Below are 13,248 nucleotides of genomic sequence, written 5' to 3'. Positions count from 1 at the left end.
ACCAAATATTATTCTAGCATGCTGAGGTGCCTATTTTAATACAACGGTAGAACCTTTCCGGAACCATACGCATAGCGCATGGTTTACTTTTATTCAATAATAAAGCACTTCAAAAATCGTTTAACTGATTTTTGAGGTGCTTTATTTGTATACTGAAACTCAATTGTCCCAGTCTGTTTATTTAATATCATCTCAATCAACGAGACCATTTTATTTGTTTTTAGCTATAAAAAAAGATTGCTCATATTCATTTGCTTTTGCCCAGTGTGTTTTCCACATTTTATCACGGTTGTTCGCAAACAATTGATAACCTAAATTGCGTAAAGGTTTGGGGACGAGCCATAATAGAATAGCTAACCACTTATAACGATCGAGTGTATAGATGAGTTTGGCTATTGCTGTCGATTGAAATGTCAAATCATCGCCCTCTTGCAAAACAACGCTGTTATACTCAAGCACTTCAGGACGTGATTTTTGTAATGCTTCTCCTGCTGTACTTTTTAGTGGAACGAACTGATAATTTCTAGGCAAACCATTTCGAATGAGCCAAATTGCATAATTGTAACAATAAACACAATGATCATCGTAATAAATAATTGGCATATAATCACCTCTTGTCTTAAATATACCCGCTTTTATATTTTCATATCAAATAATAAAAAAAAGCTCATATTCAAAGTTTTAAATACATTTCCATTCGAATCAGAAAAAAGGTGATATCATTGACCCTATTGTCAAATTCAATCACCTTTTATCTCTACGATATTAAACATAGATGCACCATAACATAAAGCGATGCACTGTTATGCATTTATTGTTTAACTTGAATAATACGTGCATACTTCAAAAATTGAGAAGTATATGTATTTTTTACTTCTTGTGGTGTCATATAAGTCACCCCAATGATATGCCAATTCGGATTAAAACGATAGAATGACGTATTTTCAGTACTCCATTTAACCATATTACCATTCTTATTATAGCGTGGAAGCGTGACTTCATGACCTTCTAACACGTTAATATAGGTTTGGAAAATGTCAGCGTCAATACGTTCAAATTGGTCAATTACTAAAAATTGACGCTCCGTCTTAGGCATCAATTCTGTAATAAACCCTTCTCTATAATATAATGCGCCCGCTTCATTTGGTAAGTAGCGCCCATACAACATTTCTTCAGAGAAATCAGGGTGGCCAACTGTGATGACTGATGTCGCATTGGCTTTCTCAACGAGTGATTTCGCAGCATTCAACCCTTCTTCTTTTTGTTCTGCAAGTAATAAAATAAATGGCTTTAATTCTTGATTTTCAGTATCTTGATGCCCAGAAACCGCTTCAAATTGCCCTTTTAAGCCATCATTTTCACTCATTTCCATAATGGCATTAAACTGTGTCGGCGTTAAACTCGCAATCGCTTGCTTAGAATTTTCTTGTAAAAAGTACAAGTTCTTAAGTTTTTGGTGTTTATTTAACGTCATCAAACTAACTGGATTGATATCTTCAATATATCGAATTTCAATCGCTGTACTATTCGTCCGACCTTGCTCTGGTGGGCGTGTATGAATATGGTGTGCCACTTCAGCACGTCCAATGACAGATTGGTTAGAATTGCGATTATAAATGATGATTTGGTCGCCTATTTCTAATTGCGTATAATGATGATAACCATTTCTTTTTATACCGTTACGTGTATGCGTATAAATTGTGTAGGTTTCATCTGGCTCAAACGTCTCTGTTTCAGACATAAAGAAATATCTAGGAATAGAAATCTCGCCAGTCCCTAGTCCTTTGATTAATTCGAATTCATCGTATGAAATCTTATTAAAAAGAATTTCTTTCATATTATTCATTCGAAATTCTAATGATTCACTTCTTTTAAGATAATCTGACGTGAGTCGCTTGAAAGGTTCGTTAAATTTAAACTCTACATGTGTTTTGTTTTGTGCACCTGTCTTAACCCGAGTAATTTCACCCCATCCAAGTAATCCTGCATCTGTTTGTACTTGGTAAAAAATCACACGGTCACCGACTTGTGCTTGTTTGAACGCACGAAACCCTTGTGTTGGATTAAATTGTGCCCCTGACTCAAATACTGTTTTTTGTCCAACTAATGGCTCATTATGATTCCATCTATTGTATCCGCAATTCAGCCAAAAATAATTAATCTCTGCAGCCATAGTATCATTGTATCTCCTTTTAAAAAAATTATATCTTATCCTTTAATCCAGCAATGTTTTGTATTTATTATATTACTTTTCATTGAGTGTTCATCCATTGCATTAGACCGACTGCAACTGGAAGTAAATTAATGAGTACCCCGCCAACCTTTAACATTGGACTGATTGCACGATTAGGCAAAGTCCAAAGTGTAGCGATGATACCGATTATTCCGATTAACACTGGAAATACAATGGAAGGAAAGATAGGCACTTGAAAAAATATAGTCGCTCCAGATAAAATACCGCAAACTAAAGCGATATATAAACCCCATTTCATGTCATTCTCCTCTTCTTATACATAACTAATAATTAGTGAAAATTCACCTTCAAACACGTTATCCAAATCTTCTGCAGTCAATATAAAATGGTTCCCTTTTTTTATATCGTAAATTTCACCATCTGTAATGAGCTGCCCTTGTCCTTCCAGTACAGAGACCAAAACAAATTCTCTCGGCTTCATATAGTTCAATGTGCCTTGTATTTGCCAATGTGTCACAGTAAAAAATGAATTTTGCACAAACGTTGTGCACTTATGATTTTCAATCACTTCAGTTTGTGGTATTACATTAGGACTTTCTTCACTAATTTGAATGACATCTTTACTTTTTTCAAGATGTAAAGGTCTTTTATTACCGTTTTTATCTTGTCTGTCATAATCATAGATTCGATAAGTCGTATCAGAAGACTGTTGTGTTTCTAAAATCATAATACCTGCACCTATGCCATGGACAGTACCAGCCGGCACAAAGAAAAAGTCACCTTTGTGGACAGGAACTCGTCTGAACAAATGTTCAAAATCATGTTGATTTATCATTTCATTGAGTTCTTCATGAGATTGCGCATTTGTGCCATATATAATTTCTGCGCCTGGTTTTGCATCTAATATATACCAGCATTCTGTTTTGCCGTATTCTCCGTTTTCATGCTCATAAGCATACGTATCATCAGGATGAACTTGAACTGATAATTTTTGTTCAGCATCCAAAATCTTAGTTAATAGCGGAAACTTTTTTGTAGGAAATTCCCCAAACAGTTTAGGTTGATTTTCCCATACTTCATCTAATGTTTGTCCTTTAAATGGACCGTTTAATATTCGATTCGCACCATGTGGATGAGCTGAGATTCCCCATACCTCACCAGTATGGTCACTCGGTAAATCATAACCAAATTGTGCGAGATTTGTTCCACCCCAAATTCTTTCCTGAAAAACAGGTTCAAGTAATAATGGCATTGGGAACCACCTCTCAATCTTTCATATTATGCTCTTTTTATATGTATGTTAGATTTCCTCTGTACCATCGTAACTCAGTGAAATGGCACAATAATCTTACATAATTGTATCATATCTCCTATAAATGTGCTTTAGTAATTAGAAAATCAAACCATCTCACTTCATGGATACCTGAGCCACTTTGCATCTTTTAAACCGCTATAATGACCTAATTTGTTTCTACTATATAATTTTCAACTAATGTTTGACGGATTTCGACTAAGTGATGGGTCATTAATTTAGCCGCCTTTTTTTCTTGTCGCTTTTTGATTGCTTCTAAGATGACACTATGTTCTTCCAATAATTTCTCCATCGTTTTTTGGCGGCTATAAATATAAATATGACGTGTGCCTTTCATCGTCTGCTGAATGAGATCCGATATATTATTTAGCAACTCATACAACAATGCATTATGAGAGGCTTTAGCAATAGCAAGATGAAATTTTAAATCAGCTTCCTCACCTGATTGATGACATTGTATCGCATTGACCATTTCTTCTAATGCAGCTTCCATTGCTTGTATATCTTCATCTGTGTGCCGTAATGCGGCATATTGTGCTGTCGCGACTTCTACCGATTCACGCAATTCTAATATGTCGCGTACGCGCGCTTTTGTAAGTGTATGGGAAAGAAAATCAAATAACTGTGGCTGTTTTTGTTTTACGAATGTCCCATAACCATGCTTAATATCTACGAGTCCTATCATTCTGAGTGCATTCAGTGCCTCACGCATCGAAGCGTTACTCACACCATAGGCTTCAGCAAGCTTTTGTATTGAAGGCAATCGTTGCCCAACTTCTAAAGTTCCTTCTTCAATTTGCTGAATCAATACATCTGCAATTTGCTCATATTTCTTTTGATTCGTGATTTTCATAGCTTTTCCCCTCGCCCTCATCTCATATCTTATCAAACTTTAGCTGTCATCTCTGTATTAAAAACAACTATTTTTATGTTAATTTTTATTTACTGATAAAATCGTTTAAATTAAGACCATTTTTATTTTCAAATAAGAAAGATTTTGATAATGTGGATTATATGTGAAAGGAGTGCTCACTATTGGTAAAATTCACAAAGCTGTTTTGGCATAATACAAAAAATCAAAAACTAAAACTATTTGCCACATCATTTATTGGTTTTGCAATATTATTATTGTTGGCTATTCTCGTAATGTCACCGTTTAATTTATTACTTCAAGCTTGGCAGATATCTATTTTAACGGGTCAACAAAGTATGACAAAATTAATTTTCATGATGATTGGTGCCATCATTCTGACAATCTGTATTTTCTCGATGGTACTCTTCCCAATCTATACAGGACTTGTACGTGTCATACGCCACTCTGTTTTAGATTCAGCGCAAATGCAATGGAAAGATTTAGTACGCTCATTTAAAAAAGGCATTTGGGGTAAAAGTGTGATTCTAGGTCTAATGAGTATTTTATTCATTATACTGACAGTGGTCATCTATGGTCTCGTTAATGCAGGTGTTTCATATCTTGTACAACAACTCTTTAATGCCATTAGTGCTAATGACATCAGTCAAGGCTGGTTACAATTCATCATTAGTATCTTAATTGTATTATCTTCATTTATTTTAAGTATCTTCGTTTGGTTCACGGTGGTATACGTTACAAACCTTGCTACATCCTTAACTGAAGATGCTTCAAGAAGTGTTAAAGTACATCTAAAAGAAGCATGGTACGGTATTAAAAATGGTCATAAAACATTTTTACGTTTCTTCATTGGCATTTTATTACTTAATTTGATCTTTATTATTATTAATCAACCTATTAATTACTTGATTCAACAAAATCTCGCACATATTTCACAAGATGTCGCTTATTATTTAATGATTATATTCAATATCATCTTTTTAATTATTCGATATCTCATTTACTTACTCATTATCGGTACAATTATTCAATATTTTGTGCGTAGAGGACAAAAAGAAGTGAAATAAGCTAAAAGCCAGTCTGTTAGGAAAATCTTCCACCTCAGACTGGCTTTTATTTATTTTAATAGTTGTGTTTCTAAAAATTGCGCCGCACCATCATGATTATGGTCGAACTCAGTTTCATATTGCGTCAATGCTTTAATCTCCGTGCTGGCATTTTTCATCGCAACCGTTACACCACCAACTTTAAACATCGCACGATCATTATCACTATCTCCAATAACAAGTGTTTCAGAAAGTTGAATATTAAAATGACGACACATCTCTTCTATTCCTGTCCCTTTATTAATATGGTATGCCATTGTTTCTACATTATTAGGTGTTGAATTAGAAACTTCAATGTTTAATTTTGACTGCTGTGCGACCATTTTTTCTCTAAAACTTTTAATTTTGTTTAGATCAGAATGAAATAAATATATTTTTGAAAAACCAAGTTGCGTCGGTATCGTATCACGCCAAGTTAACTTCTCTCTTATTGCTTCGTGTCTTGATAACCATTCACTTTCATTTACAGTGGCAGGCTTGTCACCTTTAACTAAGCTTAACATCCAACTTTGATCTTCATTCAGGGCAAATCGCGGCTCATCAAATGGAAAGACCTCATAATAGATTCCATCTTGTTGGGCTTCCGTCACAATTTGACGTACCGCTTCAAGACTAAGATCGTGTTCAAATAATACGTGTTCATCAATATGTCCTAATGTTCCATTCGATGAAATGATACCATCAAACTGAAGATCTTCTGGTATAAGTAAATGAATCTCTTCGTAAGCACGTCCTGTTGCTAAAAACACCTTATATCCCTCTGTTCTAAGGCGAGCAATGACTGAAGCTGTCTTTTCAGATGCTCTGTTATTTTGATGAAGAATTGTACCATCCATATCTAAAAATATTGCTTTTATATTTTGCATGATCGCATTTCCTTTCATTCATTGATTACTCCTTTATTGTGTCATCAAATAGATACTTACGCAACACGATACACACTTATTTTCTTACAAACTGTAACCTTTTATGACAAAATGAAGTTAAACTAAAAAATGCGTAAGATACGAAGCCTATTTGCTTGTACCTTACGCTATTTATGAACAAACTGAGAATATTACTCCACAGTCACAGATTTCGCTAAATTACGTGGTTTATCAACATCTAAATCACGATGTAATGCAGCGTAATAAGAAATCAATTGTAGAGAAACAACTGAAACGAGTGGTGTTAACAACTCGTGGACATGAGGAATCACATATGTGTCTCCGTCTTTTTCAAGTCCTTCCATAGAAATAATACATGGATGTGCACCACGAGCGACAACTTCTTTCACGTTACCACGGATTGAGAGGTTTACACCTTCTTGTGTAGCAAGTGCAAAGACTGGTGTACCGTCTTCGATGAGTGCAATTGTACCATGTTTCAACTCTCCACCTGCAAAACCTTCTGCTTGAATATATGAGATTTCTTTTAGTTTTAAAGCACCTTCTAAACTTACATTATAATCAATTGTACGTCCAATAAAGAATGCATTACGTGTTGTTTCTAAGAAATCTTTTGCAATTTGTTCCATTTGTGGCGCATCATCGACCACTGTTTCGATTGCAGTAGTGACTTTCGCTAATTCACGCAATAAATCGATATTCGGATCGATGCCACGTGCTTGTGCAACGACGTGTGACATAATTGATAAAACTGCAATTTGTGCTGTATATGCTTTAGTAGAAGCAACGGCAATCTCAGGCCCCGCATGAAGTAATAATGTATGATCTGCTTCACGAGAAAGTGTGGAACCAGCTACGTTTGTTATTGTTAATGAACGATGACCAAGTTTTGTTGTTTCAACTAATACAGCACGACTATCAGCTGTTTCACCTGATTGAGATATATAAATAAATAATGGATTTTCTGACAATAATGGAATATTGTAAACAAATTCTGAAGCAACATGAACTTCAGTAGGAATACCTGCCCATTTTTCAATAAATACTTTACCTACTAATCCTGCATGATAACTTGTACCTGCAGCAATGATATAAATACGATCTGCTGCTTTAACATCTTCAACGATTTCAGGATCAATGTTTAAATTACCTTGTTCATCTTGATATTCTTGGATAATACGACGCATAACTGCAGGTTGCTCATGAATTTCTTTCAACATGTAGTGGTCGTATACACCTTTCTCAGCATCAGAGGCATCAATTTCAGCAATGTAACTTTCACGATCGATAACTTGACCCTCTGAATTTTTAATGACAACTTCATCACGTTTAACGATTACAATCTCTTGGTCTTTTAATTCTTTGTATTCACTTGTTACTTGAATCATTGCAAGTGAATCAGATGCAATCACGTTAAAGTCTTCGCCAATTCCAACAAGTAACGGTGATTTGTTTTTAGCAACATAGATTGTCTCACCATCTTCAGAATCTAATAAACCTAGTGCATATGAACCATGTAATAGAGAAACCACTTTTGTAAATGCGTCTTCAGTAGATAAACCTGTTTCAGCAAAATGTTCAATCAATTGAACAATAACTTCAGTGTCTGTTTCTGAAACAAATTGAACATTAGGAATATATTCTTCTCTAAGTTCTTCATAATTTTCAATCACACCATTGTGTACGAGTGTGTATCTACCACTTGTAGATTGATGTGGGTGAGAATTTTCATAACTTGGCACCCCATGTGTTGCCCATCTTGTATGACCAATTCCCGTAGATCCATCATGATCATTGTCTGCTTCTTTACGTAACTCAGCAATTCGACCTTGTGCTTTTGTAACAGTGACCTCGTTTTCATCACGAATTGCAATACCTGCTGAGTCATATCCACGGTATTCGAGTTTCTCTAACCCTTTTAATAAAATTTCTTTCGCATTTTGATAGCCAATATAGCCAACAATTCCACACATAAATAAATTCCTCCACACCGAAATAACGGTGCTGCGCGTCATTTTTTACACTTTTAGCATTCTGCTATAATGCAACAAAATGTGAACAAATGACTCCAGCATCGCATTCTATTTTATTGAATTGGTTTAGCGATCTTACTAACTTTGTCCAATAGGTCACCCTAATGATTTAATTAATAAGCTAACGAATGAGCCACATCCGGGATAGCATCCGCCGATCATATTCGATCACTATCCTCCTCGTCCACAAATCTCCAGCATGTATCTATGAGATGCTCTGCTTTAGCATATCGGTCGACAATACATGTTTTCAATTTGCGCTGGCGCTTTATAAACTGTTTCAACCTCTACCCTCCTTCTTGCAATATAGTCTATTGTACAATGAGTGAAACTTTTATTGCAAATAAAAGTATAAATGCTATAAAAGCAATAATGCCTAAGTTTTATCTATGCTTTTAACGTTTATCACTAAAATATTTATAAGTTATTTTAATTATAATCTTTTGTATTGCTATATTAAAATAACAATCCTTTTTTAGACTCAATATCCAAACTTTAAAGTATTCATCATCTAAAATATCGTTAATTTTCACTTAAATCGGCCAGTCTCTCGATGGTATTTTGTGTATAGTTTGATGATGTAATTGCAAAAATCGAGTAGGAGAATAGCCATTAATTGACTATTCGTCCTCTCACACCACCGAGCGTACGGTTCCGTACTCGGCGGTTCAATATCTTGCGTAAGCCAACTCTGCAAGCTGGGCTAATGGTATCAACCCCCACTTGTAGAGTTGTTTTGTTGTAAGTAAACGATGAACCTTGTACGTGTTCGATAATCGCCAGTACTTTTTGCGAGACTGTGCGATTTTCATTGCACTTCTATGGTCAAGACCGTATTGGCGCAACACCTTATATTTAGTTCTTACTCTTTTCCACCGTTTAAGAATGCGTTGTCTAAGTCGGCGGTTTAACCAGGATTGCGTGGTTTCAATAAATCCTCTGATAAAACCTCTACCAAAGTAATTTATCCAACCACGCGTCACTTGATTAATTTCATTGATAATGTCTTTAAAGGTACCGGGTCTATTTCGTTTCGTTATTTTCCTTAAGGCGCGTATTAAATTTCTTTTTGCTTCCGTAGTCGGTCTGAAACGACAAACCCCATTGACCTTGGTTATTAGACAACTCAAGAACTTTAAACGTGTGATTGCTCCTACTTTACTTTTCTGTTCATTGACAACCAACTTCAGTTGCTTTTCAATGAATTTCGTTACACTCGTCATTACGCGTTCACCTGCACGTTTTGTGCGAGTGTTTGCGTCCGACTTCCTTCAGATTCCACTTCACAATGGACACCCTTGTCTTTCGCTAACAGTTCCTACTACCAAGCCTGTAACGGACTTTCACCGTCAAGTTGTTACCCATGCCGGGCGCACTATAAAAAATGGGTAGAGATTTTCTCATCTCTACCCATAATATCCTATCAGTATATTTGTGATCCGCGCTGATTGGGACGAATATACTCATGAGATTCATGCTTTTTAATTCACAGTGCTGTTACGATAATCCCATTTTCTCTTCTACAACATCAGCGATGCGTTGTGCATAGTTATACGCATCTTCATCTGTTTTAGCCTCGACCATCACACGCACAAGCGATTCAGTACCTGACGGACGAACCAATATACGGCCTTCACCGTTCATTTCAGTTTTAACTTGTTCAATAATGGCTTTAACATCTTCATTTTGTTCAACAACGTGTTTATCTGTCACACGAACATTCACGAGGCGTTGCGGATATTTTGTCATTTGATTTGCAAGTTGACTCAACTTTTTACCAGAACGTTTAACAACTGCAGCAAGTTGAACACCTGTTAAGAGTCCGTCACCTGTTGTATTGTAATCCATTAAAACGATATGACCTGATTGTTCTCCACCTAAATTGTAGTGACCACGACGCATTTCTTCGACAACGTAGCGATCGCCTACTTTTGTTTTATTGGATTGGATACCTTCTGCTTCTAATGCTTTATAAAAGCCTAAATTGCTCATCACAGTAGAAACAATCATATTCTCATTTAATTCTTGGTTTTTAGACATTTCTTGTCCAAGAATAAACATAATTTGGTCCCCATCCACGACTTGTCCTTGTTCGTCAACTGCAATTAAACGGTCACCATCACCATCAAATGCAAGTCCAAAGTCACTGCCTGTTTCAACAACGGTTTTAGCCAATGTTTCAGGATGTGTTGAACCTACTTGATCGTTAATATTATAACCATCAGGGTTACAGCCAATTGTCACGGTGTCCGCTTCGAGATCACCAAAAAGGAATGGCGCCAATCCAGCAGTTGATCCGTGTGCACCGTCTAATACAATTTTAAGACCTTCTAAATTAACTTCGACAGTTGATTTTAAATAACTTAAATATTTTTGTGCACCTTCAAAGTAGTCGGATGTATGAACAATCGCCGTGCCTGTTGGACGTGGTAAATCAGGGTTAGATTCATCTAACAATGCTTCAATTTCAAGTTCTTGTTCATCAGAAAGTTTGAATCCATCTGAACCAAAAAACTTAATACCGTTATCTTCTACAGGATTATGTGAGGCAGAAATCATCACACCTAATTCTGCGCCCATATCTCTCGTTAAATATGCGACACCTGGTGTGGAAATCACACCTAAGCGCATCACCTCTGCACCGATAGAAACTAAGCCGGCGATTAACGCATGCTCTAACATTTCTCCAGATACACGCGTATCTTTTCCAACAAGTACGCGTGGATGCTCCGTGTGCTCATTGTGCGCTAAAACATAGCCACCATAACGTCCTAATTTAAATGCCAATTCTGGTGTTAATTCTTGGTTTGCTATACCCCTTACACCATCAGTGCCAAAGTATTTACCCATAAATCATATCTCCTTTTACTCTCATTCATCACTGTACTTTAATTTTTGCTTTAACCTTATCTGGTTCTAGCTTTGTCACATTTTCAGGTAGTGTTAATTTAACTTCTTTTTCTGTGTCACTTGAAATGCCATTGACATCAATTTCACCAGAAACTTCAGATATATCTTGTAAAGCTTCTCGATTACCAAAAATCTCAATTTCTTTTGTATCTAATGAAACGTCAGCAACTTTTAATCCATTGGTTGGATTTCCTTTTGTCGATATATCAAGCTTCACTTTTTTTGAATAAGATTCGACATCTGCCGTAAGTTCAACCGTTGATGGCTCAATTTGAACATCGAGCTTATTCATATTTTTATCAAATACGGCTACATTAGCGTCGCCTGTCGTTTTTTCTTTAATATCATTTTCATTGCGGAAACTTGCCTTAACGAAAGCAATACGGTCCAATTGTTCTTTACCACCAATCACTTTGACAGTGTGTGGTGTTACAGAAGCATCCTTAAGTTTGAAATTTGAATCTATCACATAAGGACTCACATTCGGTTCAACCGCATACGTTTTTGTTTCTTTCTTTTCGACAGACAATGTCGCCTCTTTCGGATAAACGTGATAGTTAATATCTTTATCTAATCCACGCACTTGGAATTCTAACGTATGCTCTCCTGGTTGGATATCAGATGCATCTAATACCACTTTAATATCTCCAGTTTTTTGAGCTTGTAAAACTTTAGATTGTGGACCTGTTAACTCAACATCAACGGTGTCAGGTGCCCCAGAGACGTATAGATTTTTATCATTATTGATGACCTCTACGTGTGCGTTTTTAATTGTTTTATTCCCGTTATTCGAAATATTATCAGTACTGAAAGATGTACCAAAAACATTATTCACCGATAAAAACAATAATAAAGCGAGTATAAATGCAAAGAAACGTAAACCCCATTTAGATTCAAACATTTAATTCACACCTTTCTTTGCAAAGTGTACACCAAACCAATGTTCAGAGAGTAACTCTTCAAAAACTTCTACTGAAATATCTTTACGCAATTTTCCATCAAATGTTACAGAAATAGATCCAGTCTCTTCTGAAACAACGACAGTAAATGCATCTGACACTTCAGAAATACCCACCGCTGCACGATGTCGTGTGCCTAAACTCTTTGAAATCTTCGGACTATCCGACAAAGGCAGATAGCTTGCAGCTGTAGCGATTTTATCACCTTGTATAATCATTGCGCCATCATGCAATGGTGTATTAGGAATAAAAACATTGGTCAATAGTTCTTGAGAAATCTCTGAGTGCATTGGAATACCCGTCTCTATGTAATCTTGTAAACCTGTTTCTTTTTCAAACACAATTAATGCACCGATGCGACGTTTTGCCATGTACTGTACGGCTTTAGACACAGAATCAACAAGTTTGGGTACTTCTACCGAAGATGTCGTCGAATAGCGCTTAAATAAACTCCCTCTCCCAAGTTGTTCAAGCGCGCGTCTAATCTCCGGCTGAAAAATAACAATGATGGCTAAAAATCCCCATTGCATTACTAAATCAAACAATTTTGAAGTCGTCGTTAACTGTAAATATTCACTAATTGCTTTTCCAACAAGTATAAATAATATTCCTTTTAATAATTGAATTGCTTTAGTCCCTTTAAAGACTGTAATCAGTAGATAAATGACATACCATACAATTAATAAATCTAGAATACCTGTTATGACCTCAAGTGTGCTTAAATTTTCTAAGAGGTTAGAAATCTGCATAGTATCTCCTCCGGTAATCTATTCCCATAACAAATATTATACCAATGTTTATGCTTATTTGTCATATCGTGTCAAAAACATTCTATCATGAATCAATGCGTGAAGTGTCTTATCACTGTATCATTTCTCATAAAATCAAAACCACCCGTGTGAACGGGTGGTTTGTTCTTCGGCTGAAAGCCTCTGTTACTGACCAGCCCTTATAAGGGCACTGAGAAAATCAACCA

Annotated in this window: 11 protein-coding genes and 1 pseudogene; 1 reads left to right on the top strand and 11 read right to left on the bottom strand. The window is 36.0% G+C overall.

Annotated features, from left to right (window positions below):
* Positions 1-210 precede the first annotated feature (210 nt).
* The 5 genes from CD118_RS09505 to CD118_RS09485 all read right to left on the bottom strand — a co-directional run bounded on the left by CD118_RS09505 (position 211) and on the right by CD118_RS09485 (position 4,359).
* Positions 211-603 (bottom strand): thiol-disulfide oxidoreductase DCC family protein, encoded by a 393-nt coding sequence (locus CD118_RS09505; protein WP_060829577.1) that lies wholly within the window; start codon positions 601-603, stop codon positions 211-213.
* A gap of 208 nt (positions 604-811) precedes the next feature.
* The gene (locus CD118_RS09500) at positions 812-2,173 is read right to left on the bottom strand and encodes an EVE domain-containing protein (protein ID WP_103356622.1); all 1,362 of its coding nucleotides are present in this window, start codon (positions 2,171-2,173) and stop codon (positions 812-814) included.
* 79 nt (positions 2,174-2,252) lie between these two features.
* Positions 2,253-2,492 (bottom strand): hypothetical protein, encoded by a 240-nt coding sequence (locus CD118_RS09495; protein WP_050330339.1) that lies wholly within the window; start codon positions 2,490-2,492, stop codon positions 2,253-2,255.
* A 15-nt stretch (positions 2,493-2,507) separates the two neighbouring features.
* Positions 2,508-3,446 (bottom strand): mannose-6-phosphate isomerase, class I, encoded by a 939-nt coding sequence (gene manA, locus CD118_RS09490; protein WP_050330336.1) that lies wholly within the window; start codon positions 3,444-3,446, stop codon positions 2,508-2,510.
* Positions 3,447-3,654: 208 nt separating this feature from the next.
* On the bottom strand, positions 3,655-4,359 hold the full coding sequence (locus CD118_RS09485; protein ID WP_103356621.1) for a FadR/GntR family transcriptional regulator: 705 nt from the start codon (positions 4,357-4,359) through the stop codon (positions 3,655-3,657).
* 182 nt (positions 4,360-4,541) lie between these two features.
* On the opposite strand from CD118_RS09485, the gene CD118_RS09480 reads away from it, so the two are divergent.
* The gene (locus CD118_RS09480; protein ID WP_050330333.1) at positions 4,542-5,444 is read left to right on the top strand and encodes a hypothetical protein; all 903 of its coding nucleotides are present in this window, start codon (positions 4,542-4,544) and stop codon (positions 5,442-5,444) included.
* A 50-nt stretch (positions 5,445-5,494) separates the two neighbouring features.
* Here the strand turns inward: CD118_RS09480 and CD118_RS09475 are convergent, their stop codons facing one another.
* From CD118_RS09475 to cdaA, 6 genes and pseudogenes are all read right to left on the bottom strand, one after another.
* The gene (locus tag CD118_RS09475) at positions 5,495-6,349 is read right to left on the bottom strand and encodes a Cof-type HAD-IIB family hydrolase (protein WP_060830502.1); all 855 of its coding nucleotides are present in this window, start codon (positions 6,347-6,349) and stop codon (positions 5,495-5,497) included.
* Positions 6,350-6,540: 191 nt separating this feature from the next.
* Complete coding sequence (gene glmS, locus CD118_RS09470; RefSeq protein ID WP_103356619.1) at positions 6,541-8,343, bottom strand: glutamine--fructose-6-phosphate transaminase (isomerizing); 1,803 nt, start codon at positions 8,341-8,343, stop codon at positions 6,541-6,543.
* 728 nt (positions 8,344-9,071) lie between these two features.
* Positions 9,072-9,653, bottom strand: a pseudogene (locus tag CD118_RS09465) (group II intron maturase-specific domain-containing protein); the annotation flags it as partial.
* Between the two features lie 247 nt (positions 9,654-9,900).
* Entirely contained in the window at positions 9,901-11,253 is a 1,353-nt protein-coding gene (gene glmM, locus CD118_RS09460) for a phosphoglucosamine mutase (RefSeq protein WP_060829573.1), read from the bottom strand.
* Between the two features lie 28 nt (positions 11,254-11,281).
* Positions 11,282-12,214 (bottom strand): CdaR family protein, encoded by a 933-nt coding sequence (locus tag CD118_RS09455; protein WP_103356618.1) that lies wholly within the window; start codon positions 12,212-12,214, stop codon positions 11,282-11,284.
* Complete coding sequence (gene cdaA, locus CD118_RS09450; RefSeq protein WP_050330325.1) at positions 12,215-13,021, bottom strand: diadenylate cyclase CdaA; 807 nt, start codon at positions 13,019-13,021, stop codon at positions 12,215-12,217.
* Between the last annotated feature and the right edge of the window lie 227 nt (positions 13,022-13,248).

The organism is Staphylococcus coagulans (assembly GCF_002901995.1).
GTDB lineage: Bacteria > Bacillota > Bacilli > Staphylococcales > Staphylococcaceae > Staphylococcus > Staphylococcus coagulans.
Note: the sequence above shows the minus strand (reverse complement) of the source record. Positions and strands in the feature narration are given on the sequence as shown.